Origin of the sequence: Alkalihalobacillus trypoxylicola (assembly GCF_001590785.1) — a bacterium.
GTDB classification, from domain to species: domain Bacteria; phylum Bacillota; class Bacilli; order Bacillales; family Bacillaceae_D; genus Alkalihalobacillus; species Alkalihalobacillus trypoxylicola.
This window is the reverse complement of record NZ_LTAO01000014.1, coordinates 1-16247: the sequence shown is the minus strand read 5'-3', so window position 1 is coordinate 16247 and position 16247 is coordinate 1. Positions and strand designations below refer to the sequence as shown.

Genomic DNA, 16247 nt, shown 5'->3' with positions numbered 1-16247 from the left:
AAATGATTAGTGTGATTGTTCCTACATTAGGTACAAGGATTTCAGAGCTGAAGAGATTATTAGAGAGCATACAAAATCAAGATGTCCGGTTTATTGAGGTTATTATTGTTTCACAGGACCATCATGAAAAAGTAGCTGAATTAATAGGACCATTCACATTAAAAATTAAGCATATCTGTATCAATCAAAGAGGTTTATCATTAGCTAGGAATAAGGGAATGGAGCATGTAACAGGAGATATTGTTACCTTCTCAGACGACGATTGCTGGTATCATCCAGAAGCATTTATAAATGTTCAAAAATGGTTTGAAACTCACCGAGATTCTAGTGTAGTGACGTTTCAAATTTATGATCCCATCTCTAAAAGTTTATATAAAGAGTATCCGTCAGAACTTAAGTTACAAATATCTAAAAAAGAATTATTTAGAAAATCCTCTATTGAGATGTTTATTCATCTAGATATGGTCGATCGAGATGATATCTTTTTTGACGAGCAATTTGGTTTAGGAGCAGCTTATCCAAGCGGAGAAGAAAATTTATTTTTATTTCACTTATATAGAAAAGGGTATTACATCAGCTACTGTCCGAAGACCGTCGTTTATCATTTAAAACCAGAATTAGCGGCTAAATTGAGCTATTCGATGTTTGTTAGCAAAGGGCCACTCTTGAAAGCTATATATAATACACCGATTGGCATTGCCCTGTTATCAGGCTTATTCATAAAAAAATTTCGCCATTTGCAGCAGCCCTTTCGTTTATACCAGGCAGCTCTAAAACAACTAATGAGCTATCAAAAAGATTGATGGAAGAGACAAGGCATTGAAGTGATCATTAAATATAAAATAACCATTCATCTGAAATGATATAGGATGGATGGTTATTTTTGCGTCATTGAGGTGCTATTTTCAAAGCATTAAGTTGTAAAGATTGATCCTGCTCATCCTTTGTCCAAACGGTATAATATAGCAGTTCTCCATCGATATTAAATCGAAAAAGCTCTTCCTCTATCATAATATAGCGAGTTTCGTCATGATCTCTAATCACGCGCTGAAGCTCGATGAATTCTTTATCGGTTACACCGCTATCACTGCTAACCATTTGTTCAAAAGAATCAAAAACTAATTCTTCAATATTATTTCGTAAATATTGATCCGCCTCGAGAGGTGTTCGAACGACAAGTAATGTATCGCCACAACCACTTAAAATAATCCCTACTAACATGTAAGCTATTAATAAGCTATTCCCCTTTTTCATGAAGTATCCTCCTAAAAACCTTGAAATGTTCCTCATTTATATCGTAAGAAAATCCAAAATGTAATCCAAACAGGATGATGATTAAAATTGTATATGATTAGTAAGGATTTGGGATTACTTTAGCGAAATATTGACAAACACTTTAACTATTATTTACAAAAATAACGTTTTGAAAACAATAAATCGGGAGAAGCTAGGATTTAGATTGAGTTTGAGATTGATGAAGCATTTTAAAGTACTACTTCAAAAGTTAACAATGATTAACAAAGGGAACACCGGTTATTTACAGTAACCATGCTAGAATAGTGAAAGTTTATTCAATGAGGAGTGCTTGAATGAAACAGCTCAGTCCGAATAAAGTAGATGTCTTTAAAAAAAAGAGCTCCTTCCCGATATGGAGTAATCAGCTATCGAACAGCTTAATTTATTGGGCTATGGCTATTTTTTTTCTATTGGCTCCATTTTCTGTATCTAGCTTATATCAAAAAATTACACCATTGCCGAGCTCAGTATTAATCACTTGTGCTTGCCTTATCATACTAGGAATAACCTTTATTCAAACAATGGAAAAAGAAAATAAAGTAATTGACACCTTATCTATTCCAAAGGAGCTAAAGTTTTTTTTATATGGTCTTTACATCCCTATGGGTTTATCAATAGTAGCAGCAGCTTACAACGTATCAATAGTCACTTCAAACGAATATCTTTCCTATGTTCTAAATTCCATGCCTACAAGAACTCTTAATCTTTTTCTTTTTTTAGGTATTATCATTTTTTTTATGAAACAGCTTCACTTGTTCTCTGAACAACAGTTAAAAAAAATCCTACATTTTTATATTGTGGCCATAGTCATACTATGTCTTGTCGGAATCTGGCAATTTCTCCATTTTTTAATTGGATATCCTTTTATCCCTTTATCTAGTAGGGCTTACGTGCATAGTGTGGACCAAGATGTGCTCTTTAATTTTAGATTAACTTCTTTAACAGATGAACCGAGCTTTTTGGTGCCTTTTTTAGTAGATGGAATCATTCTTTCTTATTTTTTAATACAAAACAAAAGAAAATATATTTTATATATGGTGCTTCCAGCTCTTTTTGTATTAATTTTCTCTTTTTCGGTTAGTGGATATGCTAATTTATTGTTACTTTTACTGTTTGTTCTTTTCCTATTTGTTTTGACGGTCATGGATCGAAAAGATAAAAAAAGAATCCTTCTGTTCAGTAGTATTGGGCTAGCCGCGGGTATCATTTTACTTACTGTAACTTGGCCATTATGGAATGGCTTATTACAGCCGATCCTTGGCCGTTTTGATACTTTGTTTGATATTGAAAAGCATAGTCGTTTATTCATGCTAGTGATGCCATTTGTTTGGCTCTTTGATTATTCACTAGTGAACGGACTATTTGGATTCGGACCAGGTAGTTATGAGTTTTTAGCTAATACGAAGTTTCTTTATCATCAAGGACCGTTAAGTGCTACCTCAAATAATGTATTTGTTGACCTGTTCTTTGAGCATGGTGTCGTTGGGGGAGGAGTATTTTTAGCTGTTTTCTTGTATATATTTTGGTACTTCTTTAAAAAAAGAAAGCAGGACCCTTATTATTTGTGTGGATTATTATTGTGGTTTCAATTAGGAATCACTTCACTGTATCGTTCCGATTTTGCTTCACCTAGATTCTGGGTTTTAGTAATATGTGTATTTGTGTTTGCAGAGCTTGCTAAAAGGAGAATGAGGACTAGGGATAGTGAAAAGGTTATAAGCATTGGCTGAAATTCGGGATAGACTATAAAATCTTGCAAATACTAAGATTGTGGAGGGTTTGATATGAAAAAATCAGTCAAACTATTGTTATCAATGGTGCTTACGCTCTTTCTAGTTGGTTTTTTCTTCTTAGATGAGGACCACCTTTTTGCTGAAAGTGGGCAACCAGCTCCAACTTCATTAAATGGTGATTATAGTCGGTTTGTTTTATTTCAAGAAGCGGCAACCTTTAAATTATCTTGGCTAGAGCAAAATAAAACTCAGTTATTTGAGGAAAAGGAATGGCTTGATTATCTTACTCCTCACTTTTCTGGAAATGCACTTGAAATGGCTATGATTTATGTAGGAGCCGAAAAAGTGACAGAAGAAGAATTTGCACATATTCACGAAATCATGACTTCATTCAAAGATTTAGAAACGAACGATTTGTATCCTACTCTTGTTTCTGATGATCCAGATTCAAAATTCATATCAATCATTTGGCCAGAATACCAAGGTGGGAATTTCAAAATTACCTTTATTCCTAATGAACATAATTGGTTAATTGATGAGATTGAAGAAGTAGCTTTCGAATATGGCGATAAGCAAAGTACCAAAGAAGAATAATTTTTATGCTTTCATCCTATTCCCATTAAAAGGAGAGTTTTCGATGAATACAAATAGGCCACTCGTTTCGATTGTCACTCCTGTCTTTAATTCTGAAAAGTTTATTGGTGAAATGATTGAATCGGTTCAACAGCAAACCTATTCACATTGGGAATTAATTATGGTCGATGATCGTTCCACTGATAGAAGTGTAGAGATTATAAATAAAAAGAGTCAGGAAGATGGACGAATAAAGCTTATTTCTCTTAAAGAAAACAAAGGGGCTGCTATTGCGAGAAATACAGCCATTCAAGAGGCAAGAGGAAAGTACCTTGCTTTTTTGGATAGTGATGACTTATGGCTTCCACAGAAGTTGGAAAAACAAGTTCAATTTATGGAGAAGCATAAATATGTCTTTAGTTTTACCGCTTATCGATTAATTAAGGAAGATGGAGAGAAACGTAATAAAGTCATTCCAGCACCAGCTGTCATTTCCTACGAATATCTATTGAAAAATACCATTATTGGCTGCTTAACGGTCATGATTAATATCGAAGAAGTTGGTAAGGTACAAATGCCTACTATTCGCACGAGACAGGACTTTGTGCTATGGCTACAAATTTTAAAATCAGGATATCATGCGTACGGTATCAATGAAGAGCTTGCATGTTATCGAAAGGTTCAACATTCAATTTCTAGTAACAAATGGAAAACAGCCAAAAGAAATTGGGAAATCTATCGACAATTTGAAAAGCTGCCTTTTCTTAAAGCCTGTTATGTCTTTATGAACTATGCTTGGAATGGCTTAAGAAAAGTATAGAATAATTTGGAAATAGTTAACTTAGTAAAGGTATATTAATAATTGTTAAAAAGAAGTAAAAATGAAAAATAAAGGTTATATATTTGTTAGTCTTATATAGATAAATTACGGATGATTTTGCGAAAGAGGTGTGAAGGGTTGGCTTTTTTCTGGGGATTTATAATCGCTCTATTCGTATCGGTTGCTTCTATTCCAATTATAATTAAAGTGGCCATTAAATTTGGTTTTGTCGACGAGCCTAATCATCGAAAAGTACATAGCAAAGCAATGCCTCGTATCGGAGGTTTGGCTATTATTTTTGGAACGATTTCTGCGCTCCTTTACTTAAAACCAAGTAGTCCTTACTTATTAGAAATTGCTATCGGAGCAGCAATTTTAATTACTATTGGCTTAATCGACGACCGATATCCTTTATCGGCAAGAGTGAAATTATTCGGTCAGCTTTTATCGGCTATTATAGTCGTTTCGTCTGGATTAACGATTGATTACATGAATATTCCATTCTTTGGAGATGTTCAATTCGGGATTTGGAGTTACCCTATATCAATTGGATGGATTTTAATTATGATTAATTCAATTAATTTAATAGATGGTTTGGATGGACTAGCAGGTGGGGTCTCGACTATAGCCACTTCAACCATTTTATTAATGGCATTGATGAGTCCAGGAGCACATTTTACGATTATCGCCTTCTCGATTGCTATAATCGGAAGTACGCTAGGATTTCTTATCTTTAATTTCCACCCCGCTAAGATTTTTATGGGGGATACAGGTTCTTTATTTTTAGGTTATGGAATTGCTATTATTTCAATGCTTGGCTTTTTTAAGAGTGTTACAATTTTTAGCCTAATTATTCCTATTTTAATATTAGGTGTACCAATATTAGATACCTCCTTTGCAATAGTAAGAAGATTTCTTAATAAGCAAAAGATTTCTGATGCAGACAAAGGACATTTACATCATTGCTTATTAAATATGGGCTTTGATCATCGTAAAACAGTTTTTATAATTTATGGAATGAGCCTCGCCTTTAGTGGCGCTGCTATCATGTTCTCAAGATCGACATTATGGGTGTCCATTTTAAGTCTATTTATTTTAATGGCAGTTGTACAAGTTTTTGCTGAATGCATTGGATTGATCGGGAAACGGAGAAAGCCATTAATTAATGCATTTAAAAGACTATCGACTGTAGCTCAAGTTTATAAAAGAACAGAATAGATCATGAAGTCTACATTGTAAACCACAATTAAAAAATGAATGGATAATAGAGAAGCTCTTCTGGTAGAAGGGCTTTTTATGGTGGAGTGGAAGGCTCATTAACTAAAAGTGCAAAAATGGGGTAAATAGAAATAGATACAATAGTAGCGTTCTATAGGAAGGAAAAGCAGCTGAATTAGTAAAAGAGGTCAAATGGTGACGCTCTATTCACCTGAAAAAGCGACGGAACTAGTGAAGAAGGTCAGAAGGAAGCTGTCATCTAGTCAGAAATGATAGCCTCAGCATTAAAACAGTCAAAAGGAGAAGCGCTATTCACCTGAAAAAAACGCTGGACCAAAAAACTGGTCAAAAGAGAGCACTCTATTCACCCGAAAAGCAGCTGAACTAGTGAAGAAGGTCAGAAGGAAGCTGTCATCTAGCCAGAAATGATAGCCTCAGCTTTTGAAATTAATCAGTGTCTGTCATTCCTGATTAAAAAGGAAGAACTTTAAAAGACCTCTGTCATTATTTAATTGACAAAGGTCTTTTGTAAGTAGTATATCTTTTTTACTTTAATTGCTGGATATAGTTGGTATGCACCCAGCCTGTTTCGTTGTTGACGAGTACTTCAATCCAATCACCACTTTGATGAATTTGATTATTTTTGATGGTCGCTGTTAACAATTCTCCCTTTTGTAGGTGGTCTTTTATTGGGCCGTCGGGTGTTTCTCGAACATTCAGTGTACCAGAAGTAATGTCGACCTTAAATGCATTCTTTAATTGAATATAATCGCTAGCCATCCATCCTTCTTCTTGGTCTAGTTTTACTTTATACCAACCATTTTTATTTTCTCCAGTGATAGAGATTTCAACTCCACTCGCAATCGTTCTTACAAAAGAATCGAATGAAGTATTAGGCTCTGTTCGGAAGTTAACTCTTGTGATCGTTTCACCGACAGTTTGCTCAGAAAAAGGAAGTGCGTTTTTAGGCTCAAACTGCTCATTAGAAGTTTGGGCAAATTGAGGTTTTCCTCCTGGTTGATTTGGATAATGAGGGATTTCGTAGCTTAACGAATGATTAATAAGATTAGAATATAAATTTGCCATTCTGTTCGTTTGTTTTACAGCCCAAGCAACATCAGTAGCATATTGGTTATATCCGGGATTATCAGGATTCCAGCGCATTTTATATAACGTATCCTGACCGTTTTTAATATAATTTGCTGCCACAAATTTCGCCCCATCTTCGATTGCTTGTTCAGGTGTTGTCCAGCCTTGATTATAGGCATACTGGGCACCACACAATTTCGCGCAGCCGTCAAAGGCACCAATTCCATACATATTGTAAACTTTTACACCATTATAAATTATGCCATTTGCTAACTCAGAATGACCATTACCGGTCTCAAGTAATGCATGAGAAATTAAATAGATTTCATTAATTTGATGCTTTTGGCTAGCATTAACAAATGACTGACCATGACCTTGAAATGCTCCTTTACCATTCAATACAGATTGGTTAAGTTCTTGTGAAGTGATTTGAGAGCTTTGAGATAGGTTAAGAAACTGATAAAAGTGAGCTGAATCTGTGGAAAAATTGTTAGGATTTAAATAATATTCAATATCAGTTGGACTAGCATTGACCCACATTTTATTATATTGAACTTTATACCATGTATACCCATCACTTCCTGTTAGTGAATCGATAACGGTTAATCGTTCACCTGATTGAGCTTGTCCGATAATCCATTCGTTTGTACTAGGTCCTCCTCTAACGTTCCAACGAGTATCAGAGCCATTTGCTCCCGTGTTAACCGTTCCTACTTTTCCTGTTCTTGTTAAAGCATCTGCACGAATAAAAGCATCATAGTTTTGATCGGTTTGACCTTTAAGACTTAATTGTTTTTCCAGTGCTTTTTCATAAGAGATATTTGTTTGGTAGGTTTTTAAAGATTGTGCCTCTACAGAAAAAGAAAAAGGTGTGAAAAGGACTATGATAAGAATGAATGCAATAAAAATATTAAAGCTTTTTCGACTTAACATGATAGAAAAAGGTCCCTCCTGTCTAATTAGTTCTTTTTAGCTATTCAATAAGAGTACTTTTGTAATATCGACTTTCTACAATAAAATCTTACCATAAAAGAATTTGAAATAAATAATAAGAGTTTGTAAAGGTTAGAATGGACTATTATCAATGTAAATTCAGTAAAAGACTACTCACTAAATCCCTATACCCTTTATTTAAGTAAAAAAAATATAAAAAAATACCTAAATTATAATTGGGTATAAAATAGTGTGAAAAAAGGATTGGGTTTTTTCGGCCAAAAAAAGCCGTTGCGATTGCAACGACTTTTCTTATACTTTTTAATAATTAACCGTTTCGGCTTCTACATCATTTTCTTCTTCAAAAGGATTAGGGTCATTCATGCTATGACCATCTAATTCTAAATGCTGTTTTAAACGAGTTTGTAAATGATTCAGGTAGTCCTCTTTAATCTGTAAATAATAAATTCCATTAATCCTTGAGTTTTCACCTTCAACTTGAAGCTTTTCAATTTCATTTAAAGAGCCTGCATAAGAATGAAGAGCTACTAAGTTAGGGAAAGAGAAGTTTGTTCTAATATTATCATCAACAGCGTTTACTAAGTCTTCAAAATTAAAGATAGTAGAAAAGCTAGCTGCTTCCTTTATAATACCTTCGATCACTTGTTGCTGTCTTTGACCACGACCAATATCACCTAATGGGTCATCTTTTCTCATTCGTGCAAAAGCTAAAGCTTCTTTTCCGTTTAAGCGCTGACGTCCTTCAGTAAATTGTAGATTATAGCTTTCAGTACTTGATTCATTAAAAGTAAAATCAAATGGAACATCTACATTGACTCCACCTAGTGCATCAACGACTTGTACTAGCCCATCAAATTTAACATATCCATAATAATCAATAGGGATATCTAAAAAGTTTTCTACTGTATCAATCGTTAAATCTAATCCACCTCGAGCATGAGCATGATTAATCTTATCCAAGCCCTTACCGGGAATATCTACGTAAGAATCTCTAGGAATACTTGTTAGAATAATAGATTGGTCATCTTTATTAAAGGTAGCAACGAGCATGGCATCTGTACGTGCTCTTGTCTCCCCTGGACGAGAATCATCTCCTAATAATAGAACCGAGAAATTGTCTTTACTAGGGTTTACCGCTTCAGTTCGTTTTTCCGACTTTATACCACGCTGTAATTCTGGTTCGGTTGCACTAGTCACAGCAGAAGATAATTGATGAACTGAATAGGCTATTGTTGCACCGACTGCTAGTAATGCTATGACAAAAAAAGTTAAAAATAACTTTAATACTTTTCGTTTTCCGCTCTTTTTCTTTTTTCTTACTCTGGATCGTTCCACTATCATACCTCGTTTCATACTTAATATTAATTTATTTAAAGATATTCACTTTATTTATTTTCTATAACTGTTTGTATCATAAAGGCGATATCTCTACAATTTTATCGAATTATCATTCTTTCGTAAAGTGGAAAAATTGGTAATAGGCAAGATAGTGTAAAGAAATTCCTTTATGAAAAGGGAAGTATTTATTAAAAAGAGTAAATTTTGAAAAAAAATGAAATGATTTTTGCTCATATTATGAGTTCCCCAATATTTAACAACGCAAACCGTTTTTTGAGAAGGTAACGTATGGAATGAATATTTAAAGGGAAAATGCATTCATACAAAAAACCAAAAATTAGTAGAAGAATGTATGATTATGTGATTTTTTTACACATTTGGGCAGTTATAAGTTTAAATTTTAAAAGTATACTTATATTTCGGCTTTTAAATCCAATAAATTTTATTTCAATAAAGTATTGAAGCGGTTAAATGGAATGTAGTAGGAGTGGTTCTCATTTATGAATTCGAAAAAAAATAGTCATAAAATACTAAAATCGTAAAAAAACCCTTATAAAACTACGTTTTTACATGTCCGAAATATCAAAATAAATAGTTAAGTCAGAAAATTTAACAAATTAATTATTATTTTAATATTGAAAAATCAATTTAATTATTTTACACTATCTTTATCCAAAGTGAGATAAAAACACATTATTTTTTACATAGTTTACAGAAAGATGAAAATTTACGGAGTTTTAATTATCAGATTATTCTTATTTAATATAATTTTCGATTTAATAATTCAGCCTTATTTATTCTATTGTAGCTGGAGTGAAGCAGAATGATGAAAGTAGACACATTGGATACATCCATACTTAAGCTTCTTCAAATGAATGGAAAGCGCTCTTATACAGATATTGCTAAGCTTCTCGATGTGAGTGAAGGGACCGTTCGCTCAAGGATTAATCGTATGTTAAGTGAGCAAGTCTTTGAATTTATCATTCATATGGATCCAAATAAAATTGGTTTACAAGTTCAAGCTATTATCGGCATAACAACAAAATTAGGATATCAGGAGGTAGTAGCAAAAAAACTGAATGAATGTAAAGAGGTTCGATTTGTAGGTGTTTTTTCAGGAAAGCATGATTTAATTCTTCAAGCCTATTTTACAAACAATGAGGCGCTAGTTGATTTTGTTAATAGCGAGCTTTCTTCGTTAGAAGGAATCGACCATGTGGATGTCAGCATTGAATTAAAGCAATATAAAGACACTTTTTCATATATACCATAAAGAAGTCATAAAATCGGGGTGATGTTGTGGGAGCAAAGCAGCCATTATTAGAAGTTAAGAATTTGAAAACGTACTTTTATAAAAAGGGCAAACCATTGCCTGTAGTAGATGATGTTTCCTTTCAAGTTAATAAGGGAGAAACAGTAGCTATCGTTGGAGAATCAGGATCAGGGAAAAGTATGACTACTTTATCCATTATGAGGTTGGTACCGAGCCCAAACGGAAAAACGATTGGTGGAGAAATTGTTTTTAATGGTACTGATATTTTAAAACAAAAAAATGACGCGATGTATAAAGTGCGCGGTAATGAAATCGGGATGATATTTCAGGAACCGATGACTTCGTTAAATCCTGTTTTCACCATTGGTGACCAAATTACCGAGACATTAATCTATCACAAAAAAATAAGCAAAAAAGAAGCTTATAAAGTGGCGAAGGAAATGTTAGAGCTTGTTGGTTTTTCACGGGTCGACCAAATCATGAAAGATTATCCGCATCGATTATCAGGTGGGATGAGACAAAGAGTCATGATTGCGATGGCATTAAGCTGTGATCCAAAGCTACTCATTGCAGATGAGCCTACGACAGCTTTAGATGTAACCGTGCAAGCTCAAATATTAGATTTAATGAGAGAGCTAAGTAAAAAATTAGATTCCGCTATTATTCTCATAACGCATGATTTAGGTGTTGTAGCAGAATTAGCAGATCGTGTCGTTGTGATGTATGCCGGACAAGTTGTTGAAGAAGCGGATATTATTCCTTTATTTGATAAACCTCTTCACCCTTACACGGTTGGTTTAATTGAATCTGTTCCAAACGTAGATGATGAAAAGGAACGATTATTATCGATTGCAGGAAACGTACCAACTCCTGATAATTTTCCTTCAGGCTGTAGATTCGTCACAAGGTGCCCTCATGCTATGGAACGATGTACAAATGAACAGCCTGAAATACGAGAAGTAGAAAATGGACGTAAAGTCAGATGCTTCTTATATGAGGAAGGGGTGCAATCATGAAGATTAAAGTCAACCAGGACCCATTAATTTCTGCGAATGAAGTGACGGATGAGAAGCTACTAGAGGTAAAAGGGCTAGAAAAACACTTCCCGATAAAAAAAGGCTTTTTTCAAAGAACCGTAGGGAGTGTAAAAGCGGTTGATGATATTAGCTTTTATGTTAAAAAAGGAGAAACCTTTGGTTTGGTAGGAGAATCAGGCTGTGGTAAGTCAACGACAGGAAGAACCCTGATGCGTTTGTATGAGCCGACGAATGGACAAATTATTTTCGATGGTCAAGATATTTCAAATTTAAAGGAAAGAAAAATCCTACCCATTAGAAAAGATATCCAAATGGTTTTTCAAGACCCTTATTCATCATTGAATCCTAGAAAAACGATTAAAACGATTTTAAGTGAGCCTTTACAAGTACATAACCTATATAAAGGAAAACAAAGACAAGAATATATTGAAGATTTAATGGATAAAGTTGGATTGAATCCAGATTATGTCGATCGTTATCCTCATGAATTTTCCGGTGGTCAGAGGCAAAGGATTGGAATAGCTAGAGCCCTTACTTTAAATCCCAAAATGATTATTGGAGATGAGCCTGTATCAGCATTAGATGTATCAGTTCAATCACAAATTCTCAATTTATTCAAAGATCTTCAAGGTGAATTCAATTTAACCTATCTATTCATTGCCCATGATTTGGGGGTTGTGAAGCATGTTTCTGACCGAATTGGCGTGATGTATCTAGGGAAAATGATGGAAATTGCCAGCAAAAAGGATTTATACAATGAACCATTACATCCATATACACAAGCGCTTTTATCAGCAGTACCACGCTCTCACCCTACAGAGGTTAAAAGAGAGAGAATTATATTAAAAGGAGAAATTCCAAGCCCAGCTAATCCGCCAAAGGGGTGTGTGTTCCATACTAGGTGTCCTGCAGCTATGGATACCTGTAAAGAGATAGTGCCAGAGTTTAAAGAAATTAAACCAAATCACTTTGCCGCATGTCATCTTTATGAATAATTTCTATTAGCAAGTTCATTAATTGAAGGGGGTGTGTTCTTCTCAAAACGTAAAGAAGAAGAAAAGGTAACAAGTAAATAAGATTTATCAATCAAAATGAAGGGGGAAAAAAGATGTCGAAAAAAAGCTTATTATTGCTCTTAAGTATGTTTTTAGCTGTCATGGTCGTTTTAGCAGCTTGTGGAAATGATGAAACTGGAGGAGAAGCAGAGGGAGAACCTGAGGAAAATCCAGAAGAAACTACCGATGAAACCGAAGATGAAGGAGAAGAAGAAGCCGCTGTAGGTGAACCTCAGCAAGGTGGAGAAATATTTATTAGTAAATCTGGAGAGCCTGTAACCTTTAACCCTTTATATGCACAAGATACAGCTAGCTCCGATGTGTACGATTTAATTCATGCGAAATTAATGACAACTGATACAGAAATTAATGTCATACCAGAATTAGCGGTTGACCATCCAGAGATATCTGAAGATGGTTTAACATATACGTATACGATTCATGAAGGCGTTACTTTCCAAGATGGTGAAGAGTTAACAGCTGATGATGTGAAATTTACTTACGATGTATTTATTCATCCAGACTACACAGGACCTCGTGCCGGTGATTTTGAATTTTTAGAAAGTGTAGAGGTGGTGGATCCTTATACAGTAAGCTTCCATTTATCTGAAGTTGATGCAACCTTTGAAACGCGTACTTCCTATGGTATTCTACCAGAGCATATTTTGGGTGAAGTACCGGTTGCTGAATTAGAGGATTATACAGCATATAACTTAGATGCTCCAATTGGTGCCGGTCCGTTTAAATTTGTTAATTACGAATCTGGTCAATATATTGCGTTAGAAGCTCATCCAGATTTCTTTGGTGAAGGTCCTTATCTTGATAAAGTAACCTTTAGAATTTCAGCAGATTCGAATGCCGAGCTACTATTATTTGAAACTGGTGAAGTGGATTGGATGATTCTCCCTCCAACTGAATATGAAACTGCTGAAACGTATGACCATGGAAGAATTTCATCTGTGCAAGCATATCGTTACGACTTCATTGCTTGGAACAATGAGCGTCCACTTTTTGAAGATCCAGAGGTTCGTAAGGCTTTAACAATGGCCATTAACCGTCAAGCGATTGTAGATTCAATTATGGATGGAAAAGCAGAAGTCGCTCACGCACCACAATCACCAATTAGCTGGGCTTATCCAGATAGTGTTACAGAATTACAATTTGATCCTGAAGGAGCTCTTGAAATTCTAAATGGATTGGGCTGGGAAGAAGGATCGGATGGAATTTTAGAGAAGGATGGAGAGCGCTTCTCTTTTGAAATATTATCCAATGATGGAAATGTAGTTCGTCGTGATATCGGTGTTATTGTTCAGCAAATGCTAGGAGATATCGGCATTGAAGTAAGTCCTCGCCAAATGGAATGGGGAGCTTATCTAGAGCAAACGAACACACCAAACAAAGATTTTGATGCAACGATATCTGCATGGGCTCTTGGAACAGATCCAGATCCTTCAGCAATATGGCATTCACGTGAAAGTGAAGAAGGTTTAAATAATATCACGTATGCCAATGATCGTGTTGATGAATTAGCCGATGAGCAAAAGAAAATCATTGATCGTGATGAGCGTAAGGAAAAAATTGGAGAATTACTATCAATCGTAGCTGAAGAGCAGCCTTATACATTCTTGTACTATCCAGAGCAACATTTGTTAATTAATCAAAAATTAGAAGGTGTCACTCATCACCCTCGTATTAATAGTTATAAAGTGAATGAGTGGTATTTAGTAGACTAAGCTTTAAATAAGGGGGGAGGTTTTTCCTTCCCCCTACTTATTCTATGAAAATATTAGATGAGGGATAGAGGGACATATTATGATTAATTACATTTTTAGGCGTTTATTAATGACCATCCCGATATTAATAGGAATATCTATCATATCTTTTGCGATTATGTATTCAGCACCTGGTAACCCAGCCGTACTTAATTTGGATCCGAGTATTTCTCCAGAATATCGTGAAGCTGAAATTGAACGATTAGGATTAAATGACCCTGTACCTGTGCAATATATGAGATGGCTAGGTAATGTCGCTCAAGGTGATTTAGGGCATTCCTTTATGCGTAAGGTTCCGGTCACCGATATGATATTTGAACGTTTACCTAATACTTTATTATTAATGGGCGCTTCCTTATTTTTAGCTGCCATTGTTGCGATTCCAATAGGAATCTATTCGGCAAGAAAGCCTTATTCAATGACCGATTATGCAGGGACGTTTGGTTCATTTGTTGGACTAGCTGCCCCTAACTTTTGGATTGGTATTATGGTTATTATGTTATTTTCTGTTCAGCTTGGCTGGACCCCCGTTGGTGGTGTTGCCACAATTGGAGCAGAGTTTAGTATCCTAGATCGATTACATCATTTAATATTACCCGCTCTCGTTTTGGCAACAGCAGATATGGCAGGACTCACTCGTTATACACGCTCAAGTATGCTAGAAGTCATCAATCAAGACTATATTCGAACGGCTCGAGCCAAAGGCTTTAGAGAAGGTCGAGTAGTTTATAAGCATGGCTTACGAAACGGGCTCATCCCAGTCGTTACAATGTTTGGGTTGATGCTTCCAACATTAATCGGAGGAGCTGCAGTAGTTGAAACAGTATTTGGTTGGCCTGGTATTGGAAAAATGTTTATTGATGCTACCTTTCAGCGTGACTATCCGGTTGTAATGGCGATTACGATGTTTGGTGCAATATTAACTGTTTTTGGAAATCTTGTTGCGGATATTCTTTACGCTATTTTAGATCCGCGTATCGAGTATTAAGGGAGGGAGTAGATTATGGAACAGAACACACCACAAGTATTCCAACCATCGCCGCCAGCAGGAAAACCACCAGTAGTGGATAAGCAAATCATCGGAAAGCGCCGTTCTTTGCTTTCTATTATGGTCGCTAAATTTTTCCAAAACAAATTAGCTTTATTTGGACTTATTATTTTATCTATTATCACTTTAGGGTGTATTTTTGCCCCTCTATTATCACCACACGACCCAGACTTTCAGGATTTATATAATCGTTTAGCCCCCCCGAGTGCTGATTACTGGTTAGGAACTGATAATTTAGGAAGGGATTTATTTAGCCGCATGCTTCACGGAGGTCAGGTTTCTTTATATGTAGGCTTTGCCTCTATGGTCGGGGCAGTCATAATTGGAGCAACAGTAGGAGCGTTGGCTGGTTTTTTTGGCGGAATTATTGATTCCTTTTTAATGAGAATTGTAGATATTATTATTTCATTTCCAAATATCTTTTTACTCATCACGTTAGTTACCATTTTAAGTCCAAGTGCTAATACATTAATTATGGTATTTGCCTTGCTGAGTTGGACTTCGACGGCACGTATTGTTAGAGGGGAATTTTTATCCTTGAAAAACAGAGAATATGTCCTCGCTGCGAGAACAATTGGGATGTCTAACTTACGAGTGATTTTTTCACAAATTTTACCCAATGCAGCTGGGCCAATTATTGTTGCAGCAACACTAGCGGTAGGAAGCTTTATTTTAGCAGAGGCAGCACTAAGCTTCTTTGGATTAGGTGTTCAGCCACCTCAAGCCTCTTGGGGGAATATGTTGACCGATTCAAGAAGTGTAACGATATTTAGAACAGCCTGGTGGTATCCTACATTTCCTGGTTTGCTCATCCTATTTACGGTATTGAGTTTTAACTTTATTGGGGATGGGTTAAGAGATGCATTAGATCCTCGAGTTGTCGAGAAATAAAGGGTTAATGAACGAATATTTATTCTAGTAAAAAAGCCATGGCGGATTTTTCTGGGCTGACCCCAAAAAGTGAGACAAATATAAAACACCTTTAAGTAGAAATCGGTTATTGTTAACCTAAAGAATACTTGGAGGTGTTTTTTCTATGGG

Annotated in this window: 14 protein-coding genes; 11 read left to right on the top strand and 3 right to left on the bottom strand. The window is 35.4% G+C overall.

What is annotated here, in order from left to right:
- The first annotated feature begins 2 nt into the window (after nucleotides 1-2).
- The gene (locus tag AZF04_RS11260; protein WP_061948800.1) at nucleotides 3-803 is read left to right on the top strand and encodes a glycosyltransferase family 2 protein; all 801 of its coding nucleotides are present in this window, start codon (nucleotides 3-5) and stop codon (nucleotides 801-803) included.
- 85 nt (nucleotides 804-888) lie between these two features.
- Here AZF04_RS11260 and AZF04_RS11255 read toward each other — a convergent pair whose 3' ends face one another.
- Nucleotides 889-1254: a hypothetical protein gene (locus AZF04_RS11255; RefSeq protein WP_061948799.1), complete on the bottom strand. Its 366-nt coding sequence runs from the start codon at nucleotides 1252-1254 to the stop codon at nucleotides 889-891.
- 335 nt (nucleotides 1255-1589) lie between these two features.
- Here AZF04_RS11255 and AZF04_RS11250 point away from each other — a divergent pair, with 335 nt between their 5' ends.
- The 4 genes from AZF04_RS11250 (at nucleotide 1590) to AZF04_RS11235 (ending at nucleotide 5640) form a co-directional block, all read left to right on the top strand.
- On the top strand, nucleotides 1590-3026 hold the full coding sequence (locus AZF04_RS11250) for an O-antigen ligase family protein (protein ID WP_061948798.1): 1437 nt from the start codon (nucleotides 1590-1592) through the stop codon (nucleotides 3024-3026).
- 54 nt (nucleotides 3027-3080) lie between these two features.
- Nucleotides 3081-3623, top strand: coding sequence for a hypothetical protein (locus AZF04_RS11245; protein ID WP_061948797.1), 543 nt, complete (start codon nucleotides 3081-3083; stop codon nucleotides 3621-3623).
- A gap of 43 nt (nucleotides 3624-3666) precedes the next feature.
- On the top strand, nucleotides 3667-4422 hold the full coding sequence (locus AZF04_RS11240; RefSeq protein WP_061948796.1) for a glycosyltransferase family 2 protein: 756 nt from the start codon (nucleotides 3667-3669) through the stop codon (nucleotides 4420-4422).
- Nucleotides 4423-4560: 138 nt separating this feature from the next.
- Complete coding sequence (locus tag AZF04_RS11235) at nucleotides 4561-5640, top strand: glycosyltransferase family 4 protein (protein WP_235599974.1); 1080 nt, start codon at nucleotides 4561-4563, stop codon at nucleotides 5638-5640.
- 546 nt (nucleotides 5641-6186) lie between these two features.
- Here the strand turns inward: AZF04_RS11235 and AZF04_RS11230 are convergent.
- Complete coding sequence (locus AZF04_RS11230; protein ID WP_061948794.1) at nucleotides 6187-7662, bottom strand: SH3 domain-containing protein; 1476 nt, start codon at nucleotides 7660-7662, stop codon at nucleotides 6187-6189.
- A gap of 321 nt (nucleotides 7663-7983) precedes the next feature.
- Nucleotides 7984-9018 carry an LCP family glycopolymer transferase gene (locus tag AZF04_RS11225; RefSeq protein ID WP_061948793.1) on the bottom strand — a complete coding sequence of 345 codons (1035 nt, stop codon included), beginning with the start codon at nucleotides 9016-9018 and terminating at the stop codon, nucleotides 7984-7986.
- An 826-nt stretch (nucleotides 9019-9844) separates the two neighbouring features.
- Between AZF04_RS11225 and AZF04_RS11220 the strand changes: the two genes are divergently transcribed.
- From AZF04_RS11220 to opp4C, 6 genes are all read left to right on the top strand, one after another.
- Complete coding sequence (locus tag AZF04_RS11220; RefSeq protein WP_061948792.1) at nucleotides 9845-10294, top strand: Lrp/AsnC family transcriptional regulator; 450 nt, start codon at nucleotides 9845-9847, stop codon at nucleotides 10292-10294.
- A gap of 26 nt (nucleotides 10295-10320) precedes the next feature.
- Nucleotides 10321-11310: an ABC transporter ATP-binding protein gene (locus tag AZF04_RS11215; RefSeq protein WP_061948791.1), complete on the top strand. Its 990-nt coding sequence runs from the start codon at nucleotides 10321-10323 to the stop codon at nucleotides 11308-11310.
- Nucleotides 11307-12326: an ABC transporter ATP-binding protein gene (locus AZF04_RS11210; RefSeq protein WP_061948790.1), complete on the top strand. Its 1020-nt coding sequence runs from the start codon at nucleotides 11307-11309 to the stop codon at nucleotides 12324-12326. Before AZF04_RS11215 ends, AZF04_RS11210 begins: the two co-directional genes overlap by 4 nt.
- A 113-nt stretch (nucleotides 12327-12439) precedes the next feature.
- A complete protein-coding gene (locus AZF04_RS11205) occupies nucleotides 12440-14119 on the top strand; it encodes a peptide-binding protein (RefSeq protein ID WP_061948789.1) in 1680 nt (559 codons plus the stop codon).
- Nucleotides 14120-14198: 79 nt separating this feature from the next.
- Nucleotides 14199-15146: an ABC transporter permease gene (locus AZF04_RS11200; protein ID WP_061948788.1), complete on the top strand. Its 948-nt coding sequence runs from the start codon at nucleotides 14199-14201 to the stop codon at nucleotides 15144-15146.
- Nucleotides 15147-15161: 15 nt separating this feature from the next.
- Nucleotides 15162-16097, top strand: coding sequence for an oligopeptide ABC transporter permease (opp4C, locus tag AZF04_RS11195; protein WP_061948787.1), 936 nt, complete (start codon nucleotides 15162-15164; stop codon nucleotides 16095-16097).
- Nucleotides 16098-16247: the final 150 nt, after the last annotated feature.

Excerpts from the sequence above, each read along its gene's own strand:
- AZF04_RS11250 (WP_061948798.1), top strand. The coding sequence starts at position 1,590 with ATGAAACAGCTCAGTCCGAATAAAGTAGATGTCTTTAAAAAAAAGAGC.
- AZF04_RS11255 (WP_061948799.1), bottom strand. The coding sequence starts at position 1,254 with ATGAAAAAGGGGAATAGCTTATTAATAGCTTACATGTTAGTAGGGATT.
- AZF04_RS11240 (WP_061948796.1), top strand. The coding sequence starts at position 3,667 with ATGAATACAAATAGGCCACTCGTTTCGATTGTCACTCCTGTCTTTAAT.
- AZF04_RS11260 (WP_061948800.1), top strand. The coding sequence starts at position 3 with ATGATTAGTGTGATTGTTCCTACATTAGGTACAAGGATTTCAGAGCTG.
- AZF04_RS11200 (WP_061948788.1), top strand. The coding sequence starts at position 14,199 with ATGATTAATTACATTTTTAGGCGTTTATTAATGACCATCCCGATATTA.
- AZF04_RS11230 (WP_061948794.1), bottom strand. The coding sequence starts at position 7,662 with ATGTTAAGTCGAAAAAGCTTTAATATTTTTATTGCATTCATTCTTATC.
- AZF04_RS11245 (WP_061948797.1), top strand. The coding sequence starts at position 3,081 with ATGAAAAAATCAGTCAAACTATTGTTATCAATGGTGCTTACGCTCTTT.
- AZF04_RS11205 (WP_061948789.1), top strand. The coding sequence starts at position 12,440 with ATGTCGAAAAAAAGCTTATTATTGCTCTTAAGTATGTTTTTAGCTGTC.
- AZF04_RS11210 (WP_061948790.1), top strand. The coding sequence starts at position 11,307 with ATGAAGATTAAAGTCAACCAGGACCCATTAATTTCTGCGAATGAAGTG.
- AZF04_RS11220 (WP_061948792.1), top strand. The coding sequence starts at position 9,845 with ATGATGAAAGTAGACACATTGGATACATCCATACTTAAGCTTCTTCAA.
- opp4C (WP_061948787.1), top strand. The coding sequence starts at position 15,162 with ATGGAACAGAACACACCACAAGTATTCCAACCATCGCCGCCAGCAGGA.